Here is a 15,883-nt window from a genome sequence, read left to right on the forward strand (position 1 = left end):
TATGGGCATCGAAAAAGACTTTATTACTTTAGTGACTTCTAATCAAGCTATCATACATCGCGTCTGCTGCATGTATCTAGACAATAAAGCCGAAAGGGAAGATTTATTTCAAGAAATCGTATTGCAGGCATGGAAATCATTCAAAAGCTTTAGGGGGGATGCCAAGTTTCAGACTTGGTTATATCGAGTAGGATTAAATACGGCGATTACATATATCAAAAGAGGCAATAGGGATACGCTCGCCGAATTACAATATAGCCAAGAAAGTTACTGCGAGATCACCTATCAGGAGGATGAAGATATCCTGCTCTTGTATCAAGCAATAAGCAGGCTGACAAAAGTAGAAAAGGCATTGGTAACACTTTATCTCGAAGACTATAGTTATAATGAAATTGCTGAAACTCTGGGTATGACTCCTAATCACGTAGCGGTAAAAATATCGCGGATCAAAACAAAATTAAAACAACTAAGCAAACAGTCATCGTAATGGAACTAGATCAACTTAAATATAAAATCCAACAACATCGGGGTGAAGGTCAGGCGAGCGAAATGCTATTTTCTCAGGACGCTATTGAGAAAATAGCATTACAAAAATCGGCAAGTTTGCTTGATTTAATAGATCAGAATTTGAAAAAGAATATGCGCTACGGCTCAGTGATTGTCATCCTATGTATCGGTATTATCTTGTATTTCTATGACAGTACATTTTGGGGCTATTACTTCCTATTTGGTACAGTGGTCGAGGGGGGATTGATATATATGGCCTATATGCTGCGAAAAAATATTCATCAAAATTATGAAACAGATTTGCCGTTAATTGATCGTTTCAAGAATATACGACGGCTCCTCTCGGCTTATTTGAACTACTATAACTTAGCAGGAATTACGATCTGCTTCTTACTGACAGCCGCACTTTCAATCAAAAATATTGAAGCTTTTAATCTAGCCTCAATATTCGATATAGCAGTACTTTCTAGGTTTGTTATCCTCGGAGTAATTTTCTGTTTTTCGCACATCTATACTTATAAAAAATATGCTAAGCCTCATCAGGACATGTTAGTAGACCTGCAGTATCATATAGCTGAACTGGAAGACTTTTACACAACAGAGATAGACGATTAGTATTCAACATCTATCGATCACTATTGGTTTGGCCTGGACTATTATGGTTAGCGGGGTCTGTTTGTCAATGTTGTAAAATATAAAATCCTGATTTTAGCAATTATGAAAATCTGTTATTTGGGAATGAGTTTAAATAACCTTTATAGGGGTCTTGTTCGTACCTGCTTCGTATAGCCTTCGGATCAGGTCGGGTAGGGTTCTATTGTTGATTAATCTCTGAACAGTTTTTCCCTGTTCAGAGACTGGTCAAGGTTTGTTGGGTATCTGTTCATTATCTGTAGATGATCCGAACGTGGTACGAATCTGATACGAAGCAGACTCGCCTTTTTATTCCCGCCATTCACCGAGTTTTCCTGATCGTTGGTCTAAAGCCCGTAGGCTAGGGGCGTATTGTGTTGTAGTTTTGAGTCAACAAATAAGAACAGATAAAAAAACTAACACAATAAAATAAAGACATTATGACAACTCTAGTAAAAACATTCGCAGCAGCAGCTTTAATCGCAGTATCCACTTTCGCTATGGCAGCTGAAGGACCTGGAGCAAAAGCAACAAAAGCAAACGTTAACCTTTCTACTGCAGACTTCGCTTTAGAGCACTATGTGGCGGTAACGATTGAAGGAGAATCAGCAGGAGTAGAGCAGTTATTTGCAGCTGATTTCAACCAAAAGATCCAAGCTACCAATGCACAGTCTAATAGCCGTAGTGCCGTAGTTAAACTATTGAAAAAGCAAAAAGGAGAGAAGCTGAACTGTACAGTAAGCACTGATATCATCGAGGAATCGGCAGACTACATGGTTGCTAAAGTGACCTTAGAATTTGAAAACTTCACCAAAACGGATTTAGTTACCTTGGAGCGTGTGGGCAATGACTGGAAAGTATCCAAATCGATTAATTCGTATAAATAAGAGCCATCTTAAATAAATAGATCATGTTATGACACCACATCGATTGATGTGGTGTTTTTTCTGATAATAAGATTTTCTTTTGATTGCTAATTTTTTTTAGATTTTTATGTAATTGAGAAATAAACCTTTGTACATGGAGCAGCGTTTTGTAGAAATTATTCAGCTTATTAAAGAATCTCAATCTAAAGCTATTAAGGCAGTTAATACGGAATTAATGAATTTGTATTGGCGTATTGGAAAGTATATTAGCGCGCGGATCGAAACTTCCGAATGGGGGCAGTCGGTCGTCAAAGAATTGGCTTTTTTCATTAAACAGCACGAACCTGAATTGAAAGGTTTTTCATATTGGAAATGTAAAACTCTCGTCACTGCCGAGAGAATTTGAAGTAGACATTAATAAAGCGTTTAAAGATAGTTACGTTTTTGACTTTTTAAATTTACCAGAATCCTATAATGAAGGAGATCTTCAAAAAGTGCCTGATTTTTACCGACACTGTCTCATAAAGTGTGTAAGTTATAGAAATGCGGAGTTTACAAGGACTTCGCATTTTTTATTTATTAACTTTATAAGAGTATGATTGACAAGGAGTCACTATTAAACGACAAGGAGTTCTTAAAGAGTTTTAAGGACGGTTTAGAGCTGCAATCGTTTTTCCGCGAGTTACAGGCACGGGCAGTATCGCAAATGCTTGAAGGAGAAATGGACGGCCATCTTGGCTATGAAAAGCATGAGCGCAGCGGTCAGGGCAATTCCCGCAACGGACATACGAGCAAAAAGGTTCGTGGGGATCAGGGAGATCTGGAGATTCAGGTTCCCCGAGATCGCGATGGTACATTCAATCCGATCATCGTTCCCAAACGCAAGAACATGATTGACGGAGTTGAGAACGTGATCGTTTCGCTATATGCCAAAGGCATGAGTGTTTCGGATATAGAAAATATGATGCGCGATGTGTATGGATTTGACCTTTCTGAATCGACGATTTCCCGGATTACCGACCGTGTGGCGGGTGATGTGATCGCCTGGCAAAACCGCCCGCTGGACAACGTCTATCTGATTGTATTGATGGATGGCATTGTTTTTAAGGTCAGGGAAAACTCCAAAGTGGTCAATAAAACCATTTATCTTGCTGTGGGCCTAAACCGGGATGGCTATAAAGAAGTTCTTGGCATGTGGCTGGGCAAGAATGAAAGTGCCAGTTTTTGGATGGGAATCCTGACAGACCTAAAATCCCGGGGAGTAGAGGATATGCTGATCACAGCGACCGATAACCTTAATGGTTTCTCCGCTACTATACGAAGTGTGTTTCCTGAGTGTAGTACTCAGGTCTGTGTTGTCCATCAGATCAGAAATGCTTGTAGATATGTTGTATGGAAGGATAAAAAGGCATTTACAGCGGACATGAAGCCTATCTATGATGCTCCCAATAAACAGGCAGCAGAAGCTGCACTGACTGATTTTGCTAATAAATGGGAATCCAAATATCCTTATGCCATACGATCATGGAGGGAAAACTGGGACGAACTGACCGTCTTTTACGGCTTTCCACTTGAGATCCGAAGAATAATCTATACGACCAATATCATCGAAAACATGAATGGGAAGATCCGCAAATACACAAAGAATAAACTGTCATTTCCCAGCGATGATGCCGTACTGAAATCTGTATATTTGGCTTTGAGAGAAATCTCTAGAAAATGGACAATGCCCATTCGTAACTGGGCTATTATCCTAAATCAGTTCTTAACTTTATTTGAAAAAAGAGTCCAGTTATAAGGAACATAACTGAACTCCGTATTTTTTATTTACACACTTGATGGGACAGTCCCTTTTTACCAAACTCTTTCTCTTAGCATTTATTTGTATATTAATTTTTATGTTTCCTATCGTTTCCTCTTTTTTGTTTGGTCATCCAATGTTTTTAACGAATATTGGATTTCCAAGGTGTAACGTCAATGAAACATTGGGTATTGCTAGCTATAGTATCGTTTTCAAATTTGTGTTGTCCAAACCTTTGTTTTTAAAAAAATCTTTGAGTGGTATTCCATTTATTTTCTTTGTTTTATACAAAAGGTTCAGTTTTCTATTGAGCTGTTTATCGGGCATATAATTTAACTTGGCTTTTTTGAAATAGTCCAAAAAATTACCATTTAATATACCATTGTCCCAATAGAACTCAAAATCACCAATTCCTTCTACTGCATACCAATCATTACCTTTATTCAAACCTGCATTTTTTGTAAAAGGAATGCGAGGCTCATTTGTCCAAAATTTATCTATGGCTATAGTTCGACCTTGATTATTTAAATCTATCGTAGTATCTTTTATTATTCCCCCTTTTAGCGTATTTAACTTTTCAGCGGAGAGATAATTTTGTTTTGAAAAATTCTTACTCTGCGGATATATTCCCGCTGCATTGGTTCTATAAGGCTCCATATAGCCGTTACCAATAAAATAGGATTCAGTTAAGGTCTCGTTGTCAACTAAAAAATATTCATTTTTTCGCTTTATCACGATTTTATAATCCGTTCTCTTCAAATTGAGTGATGGCGTCTCTAAAAAAATACCTAAAGGTGCATATGTTGCATAAAATATATCTTTTGCTGAGGTTCGCAACAGGCTATCCAAAGGAATTATGTTTATATCCTTGTTAACAATGGCTTTCGAGATATTTTTTAGCTCAAATTTAGACCTTGTCAGCGGCGTTATTGTAACTAAGATATCAACGGGCAAATTTTTCCCTTCACGCTCAAAGCTTATAAAATTTTGAAATACTTTTTGATTTGAATCATCTTCAGCTATGCTTTTTTTGAACAAAAAATTATAAATAGTCAAATCTGGAAAATCGGTACTGTCAGATTCGATTTCTGCATATGTTCTTTTGCAGAATAAGTGTCCATTCAATGAATCGGTTAATTTGTCTTGATCAAATACCACATATTTGGTTTGAGCAAAGCAGCTACCAATAAGTTGGAAGGCTGATACGGCTAAGAAAGTAAATAAGATTATTTTGCGCATGATAATTTTTTATTATTTAAAGGTCCAATACACCTTTCGCGTTATGCTCCATTGACTTTTGTAATTTCCTATTTAAATATAGCTCAATTGAAGCGATATTTTGAATGATAACTTTCACCTCCCCATTCCCGCCATTCACCGAGTTTTCCTGATTGTTGGTCTAAAGCCCGTAGGCTAGGGGCGTATTGTGTTGTAGTTTTGAGTCAACAAATAAGAACAGATAAAAAAACTAACACAATAAAATAAAGACATTATGACAACTCTAGTAAAAACATTCGCAGCAGCAGCTTTAATCGCCGTATCCACTTTCGCTATGGCAGCTGAAGGACCTGGAGCAAAAGCAACAAAAGCAAACGTTAACCTTTCTACTGCAGACTTCGCTTTAGAGCACTATGTGGCGGTAACGATTGAAGGAGAATCAGCAGGAGTAGAGCAGTTATTTGCAGCTGATTTCAACCAAAAGATCCAAGCTACCAATGCACAGTCTAATAGCCGTAGTGCCGTAGTTAAACTATTGAAAAAGCAAAAAGGAGAGAAGCTGAACTGTACAGTAAGCACTGATATCATCGAGGAATCGGCAGACTATATGGTCGCTAAAATAACCTTGAAATTTGAAAACTTCACCAAAACGGACTTAGTTACCTTGGAGCGTGTGGGCAATGACTGGAAAGTATCCAAATCGATCAATTCGTATAAATAGTATCCAATAACTAGTGCTCTGCGAAACGAAGTTATAGGTAGAGCACTAGTGAATCATATGTTTATTAAGGCCACGTCGTGAGATGTGGCTTTTTTAGTTTTGTCCACTTGCTACTAATTGTCAATTGTTTTTTTTAATATTTCTATAATTTTCTACAACGAAAAGATCAATATCATCATAATCTTTGGCAACCCTGTTAATAGTAGCTTTTACATCGTCCCAAACTAAACCACCCAACCCAGCCCCAATTTTGGGCAGCGCTATTTTTTCGATGCCATTTTGGCGGGCATATACAAGCATTTTGAGAAGAGAATCTTCAATCGCTTTAAGCTCTGCTTTGGTTTTCCAAGTTTTTTGAGTGCCGAGATTGAAAACAGTGCCTACACCATAGTCGTAAGAAAAAACATCCCCAAGAGAGAAATCACCATCTTTACAACGCTTTTTATATTCCCAATACATTTGATTATATTTTTCTTTGAATTGTAAAGCGATTCCTTTCCCCATTGCTCCAGCGCAATTACAACCATGAGCATAATTTTTTACATCCGGTAAATTGAATATATTTCCAAATTCTAGATATTTGACCATTCTCCTTTATGTTTTTAATTTTTACTCCATTGTATAAGTCATTTTAAGGAATTGTCCTTTTACCATTTCAAAGGCTGAGATTCCCCTTTCCAGATCAACAGCCTAAAGTCCTCGTAATGGTTTCCATCGCCGATGGTGTGTTTATCCCGATGTCCTTTACCCAACAAAAGTTTATGGATCATACCACTACAAGAGGCTGCCCACAATGTAAGGCCGTCATCTGAAGCAGTGATTCCACTTATTGTTGAACCTAAAAAGTGTTGCCAAAGTTTTTTTCCATTTTTATCAATGGCTTTTATATAACCATATGCATCCCCAAGAATATAATAGTCGTCAATTGCTATGCCGACATATACCCGCATGTTGTCATCGATCACGTTGTATTGATCGCTTTCAGAGTATGGTTCAATATTTATACCTTTTAGTTTAACTGTATCTATACCAATCGTTATACCATTATAAAAATGGCAAGAATTGGTAATCAGTTGGGCATCATCATGGGAAAAAAGACAGAAATGAGGATAAGAAGACTGTGGGCCAATATTTCCTAAAGTAGTTCCCTCTGCATCCATAATCGTGTGGTCATAACACTGGTCACCTGCAACAATAAATGTATTGTCATTAGACAATGTTGCATTTTCCATATCTATATTGGAAGACCAATCCTCATCATTATTTTCATTGAGAGGATGGATAAGCTTTTCGGCATCTTTGTCAATTAAATAGATTCCTTCGGAAGTGACAAGGAGAATTTTTCTGCCATCATTAAACGGGATCAGCTCGGTGATACCGAATTCGGCGGTTTCTTTAAGTATAAACTCGCCAATCAAGGTACCTTCCCAACCATTATAAGTAGAGATTTTTCCTGGTACCGCTATCGCAAAGATATTGCCGCGTTTGGATTTGCCAATTGCGGTGATATTGTCTTCTAGTTCAAGTAGTTTTTCATTATCCAGTATGTAAGCCTGTCTTTTCTGATAGGATGTGCCGGTCAGAAAAGCAATCTTTTGCTTGTCAATAAAATGAAGCATTTCTATACTTTGCCCTTGTTTTTCCAAGAATGGTATGAATGGTGCGTGCGCAGGAGGAAAGCTTTCCCGGAATTGTTCAGTTTTCTGATTTAGATTTGCTGCTCTAAGGAGATTAAGGATTTCATTTGCCAGATGATCTCTATTGTCCTGAGGTTCTTCTCCTTTCCAGTTATCCCAACCATTTTTTTTTCCAAATTCTACCATTTTATTTATTTCAGAGGCATATTGTTCGCCCTTAGCATTCCACTCTTCCTGAATATCAGGTTTATTTTTTTTGAAAAAATTAAACATGCTTATTATTTAAAAATGTTGTATAGAAGTCCAACCATCCAACTTCATATTTAGACAATTGGAATAATGAATATGAGTAAAATTATCTTGAAATGCAACTTGCTTCACCTCCCCATTACCGCCATTCACCGAGTTTTCCCGATCGTTGGTCTAAAGCCCGTAGGCTAGGGGCTTATTGTGTCGTAGTTTTGAGTCAACAAATAAGAACAGATAAAAAAACTAACACAATAAAATAAAGACATTATGAACCATCATGAGTGCTTAAAAATGGCACTCATGATAGCTTTATCACCAATTAAAAACAAATTATTTCGATAAAAAACGCTAGTAAAAACATTCGCAGCAGCAGCTTTAATCGCAGTATCAACTTTCGCTATGGCAGCTGAAGGACCTGGAGCAAAAGCAACAAAAGCAAACGTTAACCTTTCCACAGCAGACTTCTCTTTAGAGCACTATGTAGCGGTAACTACGGAGGGCGAATCAGCAGGCCTCGAGCAACTATTTGCAGAAGATTTTAATCAAAAGATCCAAGCTACCAATGCGCAGTCTCATAACCGTGAAGCGGTCATCAAATCTCTGAAAAAACAAAAAGGCGAAAAGCTAAACTGTACAGTAAGCACAGCTATCATCGAGGAATCCGCAGACTATATGGTCGCTAAAGTAACCTTGAAATTTGAAAACTTCACCAAAACAGATTTAGTTACCTTGGAGCGTGTTGGCAATGACTGGAAAGTATCCAAATCGATCAATTCGTATAAATAGAATTTCACAACTGGTGGTTTGCCAGTCATAAAAAGGCAAACCACTAGTGAATCATATGTTTAAGTTTAGTTTAAAGGCCAGTTCGCGATATCTGGCTTTTTACTCTAAAAATTTATCAAGCGTCTTTTTAGTTATATTCTCACTTAATGATTTCAGAATTTTACCTGTTTCATCTAGCATAATGAAATAAGGTATTTTTTTTGAATGTGTATAATAAGTTTGGATATTTCGATTTTTGGCGCCTCTATTATCAGCGTTTTTTACAAAATTTGAATCCTGTTGCAATTCCTTTGTTGTCAGTTTACTTCGGTCGTCAATAAGGATGGATACAAAAACAAATTTACTGCGGATATATTTTAGTATGTTATCGTCACTTAGATACATTAGTTCAGCCTCTAGCTTTCTGCTTGTGATGTCAGTCCAACTGGAAAAATAGAGAATGACCCTTTTGTTTTGTTCTTTAGCTGCCTGTATCACCTCCGCAAGAGTGCTGTCCTGGTTATCATCCCAAAGTATTTTTTTCTGTGGTTTTGGGGGAGTCATTAGCCTTTGCTGATTTTTAAAAATGGCCCAAGCTTGGTAATAAGTTATCTCACCGATTTTATTTTCCTTCATAAAATTATAAAAGGAATCCAATTCACCTTTTTCGGTTGCTGATCTGTCCGATTCAAAAATATCAATAAATAATAAACTGTCCTTTGACCATTCTTTCAGATTAACCGTACGTGACCTTAATGTTTTGTTGGCAATATGAAATTTCAATATGGTTGGGTATTCAGGCGACGCTTTGAATTCTTTTATTTTATTGAATACCTCGTTATACGTAATCAGCTTGTTGGGTTCTTGCATTGAAGGAGCTATCAATGTATTAAATACTCCGGGCGAAGATGTTGCAATTTCCAGTGCGACAGAGTCGAGTCCGCATGCTCTTAGTTTGGAGAAATCTTTGATTAAGCTGTCTAGTTCGGCCGGAGAATAGCTTTTATTCTCAAACTTTTTTTTAAGTAGTGAAGTACAATTAATCTGGGCTATACCATAATTGTACAATAAGAAGTTCGTTAAGACACAAAGAAATAATTTTGACATGGCTTATTTATGATTTAGTCTACTCCGCTTTAATAGCATATTTATTATCTCGAATAGATTTACTTTTAATGAATATACACGTATTACTGTTTAATTCATAATCCGATTCACGCTCTAAATTTCCATGTATTTAGGACTAATGGTTAAATCTGTAAAGTTTTTCCAGAACGAGACAACGCTGCGGTAACCACTGCGGGAGAATCAGCAGGCGTAGAGCAGTTATTTGCAGCTGATTTCAATCAAAAGATCCAAGCTTCCAATGCACAGTCTAACAGCCGTAGCGAAGTGGTTAAATCCTTGAAAAAGCAAAAAGGAGCAAAGCTAAACTGTACAGTAAGCACAGATATCATCGAGGAATCGGCAGACTATATGATTGCTAAAGTAACGTTGAAATTTGAAAACTTGACCAAGACCGATTTAGTTACCGTGGAGCGTGTGGGCAATGATTGTAAAGTATCTAAATCGATGAATTCGTATAAATAGATCTTAATAACTAGTGCTCCGCGATACTAAGTTATAGGTAGAGCACTAGTGAATCATATGTTTATTAAGGCCACGTCGCGAGATGTGGCTTTCTTTCGTTTTATGCATGCTCATCACCCAGACTTTTCGGTAGATGTATTCTACCGATTACATTGGATGCTTTTTACTCAAATAGCCCTTGAATGAAGCCTAAGTTTGTGTAAGAATTAACAATAACAGCATTATGGAAAATCAAATACTTTCAAAAAAAGCACGATCCGATCTTACAAGTCGGTTAAAATAGAATTACTTCTAATCGGATAATTAAATATTGCATTAATTGTCTATATTCGAAAACGGCCCATATTCTTATGGCAGTAACTTTCTTAACAATCTAAATTTTATTTTATGTGGAGTTTAATTTTATACTTTTTATTCGGTATTGGTCAGCCTGTCAATACAAGTTCATCTGCAAACAGTTCTATAGTCAATGTAACTACGGATGATACTCCTGATGACGGTGATGGTGGGGATAAAGGGAATCCTCCTCCTAGAGGATAATCATAATTAGTAATTAACATCAAAGATCAATCAGTCAACTATGTGGAGTTTAATTTTATACTTCTTATTCGGTATTGGCCAGCCGTCTAATTCCCAACCAAGCGTGGGAATAGCGATAGTACAATCGACAGATGTTCATCAATCTGATGAACCAGGAGACACTGGTGGGGAAACTGGCACGCCAAGACCACCAAAAGGTAAGTAATGATAATTTTTAATATCAAAAATCAATTTTATGTGGAGTTTAATTTTATACTTTTTGTTTGGTATTGGCCAGCCTGCCAATATAAATTCGTCAGGAAACAGTTCTACGGTTAGTGTAACAGCGGACGATAATCCTAATGATGGCGACGGTGGAGACAAAGGAAATCCTTTTCCTCCTAAAAAATAATTACTTTTTTAAAACTTGTAATCAATCAATATGTGGAGTTTAATTTTATACTTTTTATTCGGTATTGGTCAGCCTGCCAATGTTCAGGCACCGACTGTACAGGCAGCGGTTTCATCCGAAGCGGATCAACCAGGTGATAATGGTGGTGATATGGGGACGGTTCGTCCTCCAAGAAAGTAAAGTGATTACTAAGGCTATATTTGGAAAAAAATAGCCTTAGTAATTATGTCGATATCATAGGAAGGTGATGTCCCAAGGTAAGGTGTTCAATCTGTTTTTGATTAAGTTTAATGTTTCTAAAATCAGGTAATCAGGAGGAAGCTGGCCAGATTCACAGATGCTAAATTTCGTATTATAAACTTGACTAAAATGGGTATCCCAGTTTTCATTCAATTTATTAAAGAATAAACTGTCAGCAGGATGATATTTTAGCCAGTGATTATTATTTCTAAAGCTTCTTATGTCTCTATTGGCTACGTTTATCAGCATTTTAAAAAAGTCTCCGGACTGAAGGAAATGCTGAAATTTCTCATATTGCAATAAGTGATATAAGTCGTAAACATGTTTGACCTTTTTGCTCAGATTAATAATCGGATCATCTGAGTATGAAAATCGGACAAGGCTCATGATTTTTTCACAGAATGTTCTGAATGGATCCAGTACATTCATCTCAAAAGGGAAAAGCTGATATTGATTAATAGTAGCCTTTTGACCGGTTTCTTTTAATGCATCACCGATAAGGGAATTGAATGAATATTTACTATGAGGGTTGGATTCCCCCAACCAGCTATAGTCGATAGTGATAAGATTACTTTCAGGGCAGAAGTTTTCATCATTAGGTTTCCAATAAGAATGAGCAGTTTTACGGTTCATCCCCATTTTTCTCGTTAGACCTTCTATTTGAATTTCAGGTAACTCCTTACATAAGATACTACCTATTCTTTTTAATTTAGATTTTAATCTGCTGTCTGTTTCTCCTTTTTTTCTCGCAACTACAAAATCGATATCTTCCGGAGTTCTTTTTATGAGTTTGAAACATTTTGATAGAGCAATCCCACCTTTCACGATTATATCTTCACTCAATGAATCCTGTTGAATTAAGTATAATATAAATGTTTGCCAGTAATCTTTTTCAACGTAGCTGGGTTGTATATTAAGTAGATTAGAGATGTAATGAATATTTTTTTTAAAATGATAGGGGTGTTTGTGTAATTCCATTGGGATACAGATTGGTGTTATAAGTAAGCTAATACAACGGTTAAAATTTTTAATTATTGGAGACTGATTAACTTCACCTCCCTATTCCTGCTATTCACCGAGTTTTCCTGATCGTTAGTCTAATGCCCCTAGGCTAAGGACGTATTGTGTCGTAGTTTTGAGTCAACAAATAAGAACAGATAAACTAACACAATAAAATAAAGACATTATGAACCATCATGAGTGCTTAAAAATGGCACTCATGATAGCTTTATCACCAATTAAAAACAAATCATTTCGATAAAAAAAGCTAGTAAAAACATTCGCAGCAGCAGCCCTAATCGCAGTATCAAATTTCGTTATGGCAGCTGAAGGGCCTGGAGCAAAAGCAACAAAAGCAAACGTTAACCTTTCCACCGCAGACTTCGCTTTAGAGCATTATGTTTCGGTGACTACGGAGGGAGAATCATCAGGAGTGGAGCAATTATTCGCCGAAGATTTCGATCAAAAAATCCAAGCTTCCAATGCGCAAAATCATGGCCGTAACGAAGTCGTTAAATCCTTGAAAAAACAAAAAGGTGAAAAATTAAACTGTATAGTAAGCACTGATATCATCGAGGAATCGGCAGATTATATGGTCGCTAAAGTGACTCTAAAATTTGAAAACTTTACCAAGACTGACTTGGTTACCCTAGAGCGTGTGGGCAATGACTGGAAAGTATCCAAATCAATCAATTCGTATAAATAGACTTTTGCAACTGGTGGTTTGCCAGTTATAAAAGACAAACCACTAGTGAATCATATGTTTATTAAGGCCATGTCGTGAGATGTGGCTTTTTTATATTATAACTGGTAAAATATACAATAAATCATACTAAGGTTAAAGGCTGCATGGCAAATTATAGCGCCCCATATAGCTCCTGATTTTACCTTGAAGAAATAAAACAGTCTGCTTACAAAATACATCGAAAAACACCATATGAATGTAGGTATGAAGAGAAGATGCCAACCGTCGAGCAGGTATATTAATCCAAAATGTGCAATGTGGGTTAAGGCAAACGCCGAGCTATCGAGAATTGATGCCCCACGATTTCCGAATCTAGAAAAAAAGGTTTCATGAACTATTCCTCTAAAAAAAAGTTCCTCGCCAAACGGGCTGAATAACATTCCTGTGCCAGCCATGATGAAGAACATCTGCCTTTTTGCCTCTATCGTTAAATCTGTAGGAATTTTATAAGAATTTGCGATATATACATACCAGTTTTGATAACTGTCCTGATAAAGGAATTTACCCAAGACGAATAACAAGTAAGCATATAAACAACCGCTTATAAAAGCTATGGATAACCATTTATAACTTTTAGGTTTGTTCCAGCCAATAGCCTTCAGCCCCCTTTTATTTAAGAATACGAAAGGAATGATAAATGATACCAGCATTATTAAACCAATAAAGCGATAATCGGCATATTGGTTGGCATGGAGCACCATAATAAATCTCGGTACACAAATTATTAGAACTAGAAATAAGCCAAACTTCCAATTGAAATTGAGGATACTTTTCCAAAAGTTTCTTAAATAAGGTTGCATAAAAGGTGTAGTTTTAATGGGTTGCTATAAGATAGGAAAAAAAACTTTCTCTTTCACCTCCCCATTACCGCCATTCACCGAGTTTTCCGGTCTGTTAGTCTAAAGCCCGTAGGCTAGGGGCCTATTGTGTTGTAGTTTTGAGTCAACAAATAAGAACTAAAAACTAACAATATAAAATAAAGACATTATGAACACGCTAGTAAAAACATTCGCAGCAGCAGCTTTAATCGCCGTATCCACATTCGCTATGGCAGCTGAAGGACCTGTAGCAAAAGCAACAAAAGCAAACGTTAATCTTTCCACAGCAGATTTCGCTTTAGATCATTATGTGGCGGTCACGACTGAAGGCGAATCAGCAGGGGTAGAGCAGTTATTTGCAGCTGATTTCAATCAAAAAATCCAAGCTTCCAATACACAGTCTAACAGCCGTAGTGCGGTAGTTAAACTATTGAAAAAGCAAAAAGGAGAGAAGTTGAACTGTGCAGTAAGCACTGATATCATCGAGGAATCGGCTGACTATATGGTCGCTAAAATAACCCTGAAATTTGAAAAATTTACCAAAACAGATTTAGTTACCTTGGAGCGTGTGGGCAATGAGTGGAAAGTATCCAAATCGATCAATTCGTATAAATAGTATCCAATAACTAGTGTTCTGCGAAACGAAGTTATAGGTAGAGCACTAGTGAATCATATGTTTAAGTTTAGTTTAGAAGCCAGGTCCTGAGACGTGGCTTTTTGATTGTTATTTATGAACACTTACTCTTTTTGTATTTACAATCTGATCATTTGTATTTTTAAATTCAAGAATATAGTTGCCAGGCCTTAAATATAGAAATTCCTTTGTGGTTTTGATGAAAAGCTGGTCTGCTGGTATTCGATGTCCTTGTTTTTCGTCTGCATAATAAGCTTGAACAAAAAGCCCTTTTTGTCCGTGCGTATCTAGCTGTACCGACTTTGTAAGGTTATTATTTGATAAGTACTCAGGGCGACTGTGTGGAGTTAGATAGCGGGGATAAAAAAGTGAAATATCCACAAAGTCATCATGCCAGGCGGTATGGTCTTTTAAAGCGACGACAGGTGTGTTAAACGAAACAAATTTGTTTACGGTTAGGAATTCGTCCGTTTCAAATTCGGTATAATATCGTTCAATATGTCGAGTTTGTGATATTGTTAAGGGGTCAATATTGGTCATTTCTTTAAAGAATTGAGCCATTTTTTTCCAGCTGGTTCGTGTATTTTCATGGATATGGTCATATCCTGCATAGACAAGCAGTTTCGCATAAGGGTCAGTTTCGAGCAATTTAGCTAGGTTGACGGCTTGTAATGAGTCGCGCATACGATTACTATTTGTATTGTTGGCTTCATATTTTATCAATACAAAATTCTGTCGCAATGCTTCCCTGATCATTTCTGCAAAAAGGGGCTCTTGGCAATAAAAGCCTGTTGTATCTGTGACGATACGTGTTGTGTTAATGCTTTGATCAGCAAGGTCTTCAATAGCTAAATATTTAAAACCTAAGTCACGAAATCCATTTAATAATTGAGATACAAATGTGCGATGATAGGGAATATTATGAGCTTCATTGATCATTACTACTTTTTCATTTTTGGCCTTTTTTAGAATGAACTTTCTGGCATCGACAAAACTATGCTGTTTATAAAATGTGCTATCATATTTTATTTCATTGTTTTTGAGCGCGTGAACATATTGCTGATCCCAATAAAATCTTGAGCTATCATAGTTGCCAATAAAAGAATGATAAGTAGATTGGAGTTGATAAAAAACGGATTTCGTGCTAGCATCCATGCTATCCACTGGTAGCTTGTTGAATTCCCTAATAGCTATGTGGTAATTCTCTGGATACTTTTTAATAAGTTGGTCATTGAGCTCAAATAATTTTTGTGTTGTGATTTGCCCTGAGACCAAGTCGCTAATTATAACAAAAAATAGGGTGAAAAATATCTTCATAACTAGTTTTTTAGTTTTATAACTAATATATTAGTTATAATCCTATTTTCAAAATTAATCTGTTAGAAATTGGAAGATTTACAGATATATTTGACTCCTATTCCTGCTATACGTCATCTAAAAAAGTATTTTGGTAGAAAGTATCGGATATAACCATAAATAGTATAACTCAATTGGAATATTATAGCAGAAAGAGTAGGGATTTTAGGGAA

General features: G+C 36.6%; 19 protein-coding genes. 12 read left to right on the forward strand and 7 right to left on the reverse strand.

Going from position 1 to position 15,883, the window contains the following annotated elements; all coding sequences use genetic code 11:
* Position 1 precedes the first annotated feature (1 nt).
* The 5 genes from AB1Z56_RS00125 to AB1Z56_RS00145 all read left to right on the forward strand — a co-directional run bounded on the left by AB1Z56_RS00125 (position 2) and on the right by AB1Z56_RS00145 (position 3,804).
* Entirely contained in the window at positions 2-487 is a 486-nt protein-coding gene (locus AB1Z56_RS00125) for an RNA polymerase sigma factor (RefSeq protein WP_426790666.1), read from the forward strand.
* Positions 487-1,122, forward strand: a complete 636-nt coding sequence (locus AB1Z56_RS00130; RefSeq protein WP_426790667.1) for a hypothetical protein — start codon at positions 487-489, stop codon at positions 1,120-1,122. The genes AB1Z56_RS00125 and AB1Z56_RS00130 overlap by 1 nt, the downstream gene beginning before the upstream one ends.
* 458 nt (positions 1,123-1,580) lie before the next feature.
* Positions 1,581-2,027 carry a nuclear transport factor 2 family protein gene (locus tag AB1Z56_RS00135; RefSeq protein ID WP_426790668.1) on the forward strand — a complete coding sequence of 149 codons (447 nt, stop codon included), beginning with the start codon at positions 1,581-1,583 and terminating at the stop codon, positions 2,025-2,027.
* 133 nt (positions 2,028-2,160) lie between these two features.
* A complete protein-coding gene (locus AB1Z56_RS00140) occupies positions 2,161-2,412 on the forward strand; it encodes a DUF1016 N-terminal domain-containing protein (RefSeq protein WP_426790669.1) in 252 nt (83 codons plus the stop codon).
* 192 nt (positions 2,413-2,604) lie between these two features.
* Positions 2,605-3,804: an IS256 family transposase gene (locus AB1Z56_RS00145; protein ID WP_426792404.1), complete on the forward strand. Its 1,200-nt coding sequence runs from the start codon at positions 2,605-2,607 to the stop codon at positions 3,802-3,804.
* 201 nt (positions 3,805-4,005) lie between these two features.
* On the opposite strand, the gene AB1Z56_RS00150 is transcribed toward AB1Z56_RS00145, so the two are convergent.
* Positions 4,006-4,863: a hypothetical protein gene (locus AB1Z56_RS00150; protein WP_426790670.1), complete on the reverse strand. Its 858-nt coding sequence runs from the start codon at positions 4,861-4,863 to the stop codon at positions 4,006-4,008.
* 436 nt (positions 4,864-5,299) lie between these two features.
* Between AB1Z56_RS00150 and AB1Z56_RS00155 the strand changes: the two genes are divergently transcribed.
* Positions 5,300-5,746 (forward strand): nuclear transport factor 2 family protein, encoded by a 447-nt coding sequence (locus AB1Z56_RS00155; protein WP_426790671.1) that lies wholly within the window; start codon positions 5,300-5,302, stop codon positions 5,744-5,746.
* Positions 5,747-5,866: 120 nt separating this feature from the next.
* Here AB1Z56_RS00155 and AB1Z56_RS00160 read toward each other — a convergent pair whose 3' ends face one another.
* A complete protein-coding gene (locus AB1Z56_RS00160) occupies positions 5,867-6,334 on the reverse strand; it encodes a macro domain-containing protein (RefSeq protein WP_426790672.1) in 468 nt (155 codons plus the stop codon).
* Between the two features lie 59 nt (positions 6,335-6,393).
* Positions 6,394-7,656: a hypothetical protein gene (locus AB1Z56_RS00165; protein WP_426790673.1), complete on the reverse strand. Its 1,263-nt coding sequence runs from the start codon at positions 7,654-7,656 to the stop codon at positions 6,394-6,396.
* Positions 7,657-8,031: 375 nt separating this feature from the next.
* On the opposite strand from AB1Z56_RS00165, the gene AB1Z56_RS00170 reads away from it, so the two are divergent.
* Positions 8,032-8,418 (forward strand): nuclear transport factor 2 family protein, encoded by a 387-nt coding sequence (locus tag AB1Z56_RS00170; RefSeq protein ID WP_426790674.1) that lies wholly within the window; start codon positions 8,032-8,034, stop codon positions 8,416-8,418.
* A gap of 99 nt (positions 8,419-8,517) precedes the next feature.
* Here the strand turns inward: AB1Z56_RS00170 and AB1Z56_RS00175 are convergent, their stop codons facing one another.
* A complete protein-coding gene (locus AB1Z56_RS00175; RefSeq protein ID WP_426790675.1) occupies positions 8,518-9,504 on the reverse strand; it encodes a hypothetical protein in 987 nt (328 codons plus the stop codon).
* A 297-nt stretch (positions 9,505-9,801) separates the two neighbouring features.
* Here AB1Z56_RS00175 and AB1Z56_RS00180 point away from each other — a divergent pair, with 297 nt between their 5' ends.
* From AB1Z56_RS00180 to AB1Z56_RS00190, 3 genes are all read left to right on the forward strand, one after another.
* Entirely contained in the window at positions 9,802-9,987 is a 186-nt protein-coding gene (locus AB1Z56_RS00180) for a hypothetical protein (protein WP_426790676.1), read from the forward strand.
* A 775-nt stretch (positions 9,988-10,762) separates the two neighbouring features.
* The gene (locus AB1Z56_RS00185) at positions 10,763-10,918 is read left to right on the forward strand and encodes a hypothetical protein (protein WP_426790677.1); all 156 of its coding nucleotides are present in this window, start codon (positions 10,763-10,765) and stop codon (positions 10,916-10,918) included.
* 30 nt (positions 10,919-10,948) lie between these two features.
* Positions 10,949-11,098: a hypothetical protein gene (locus AB1Z56_RS00190; RefSeq protein ID WP_426790678.1), complete on the forward strand. Its 150-nt coding sequence runs from the start codon at positions 10,949-10,951 to the stop codon at positions 11,096-11,098.
* 54 nt (positions 11,099-11,152) lie between these two features.
* Here the strand turns inward: AB1Z56_RS00190 and AB1Z56_RS00195 are convergent, their stop codons facing one another.
* Complete coding sequence (locus AB1Z56_RS00195) at positions 11,153-12,136, reverse strand: nucleotidyl transferase AbiEii/AbiGii toxin family protein (RefSeq protein WP_426790679.1); 984 nt, start codon at positions 12,134-12,136, stop codon at positions 11,153-11,155.
* A 340-nt stretch (positions 12,137-12,476) separates the two neighbouring features.
* On the opposite strand from AB1Z56_RS00195, the gene AB1Z56_RS00200 reads away from it, so the two are divergent.
* Entirely contained in the window at positions 12,477-12,863 is a 387-nt protein-coding gene (locus tag AB1Z56_RS00200; RefSeq protein ID WP_426790680.1) for a nuclear transport factor 2 family protein, read from the forward strand.
* A 95-nt stretch (positions 12,864-12,958) separates the two neighbouring features.
* Here the strand turns inward: AB1Z56_RS00200 and AB1Z56_RS00205 are convergent, their stop codons facing one another.
* Positions 12,959-13,702: a CPBP family intramembrane glutamic endopeptidase gene (locus AB1Z56_RS00205; RefSeq protein WP_426790681.1), complete on the reverse strand. Its 744-nt coding sequence runs from the start codon at positions 13,700-13,702 to the stop codon at positions 12,959-12,961.
* Positions 13,703-13,889: 187 nt separating this feature from the next.
* Between AB1Z56_RS00205 and AB1Z56_RS00210 the strand changes: the two genes are divergently transcribed.
* Positions 13,890-14,336 carry a nuclear transport factor 2 family protein gene (locus AB1Z56_RS00210; RefSeq protein ID WP_426790682.1) on the forward strand — a complete coding sequence of 149 codons (447 nt, stop codon included), beginning with the start codon at positions 13,890-13,892 and terminating at the stop codon, positions 14,334-14,336.
* A gap of 108 nt (positions 14,337-14,444) precedes the next feature.
* Here AB1Z56_RS00210 and AB1Z56_RS00215 read toward each other — a convergent pair whose 3' ends face one another.
* Positions 14,445-15,671, reverse strand: coding sequence for a hypothetical protein (locus tag AB1Z56_RS00215; protein ID WP_426790683.1), 1,227 nt, complete (start codon positions 15,669-15,671; stop codon positions 14,445-14,447).
* Positions 15,672-15,883 lie beyond the last annotated feature (212 nt).

It is taken from the genome of Sphingobacterium sp. WOUb80, assembly GCF_050058145.1.
In the GTDB taxonomy this organism is placed as follows: domain Bacteria; phylum Bacteroidota; class Bacteroidia; order Sphingobacteriales; family Sphingobacteriaceae; genus Sphingobacterium.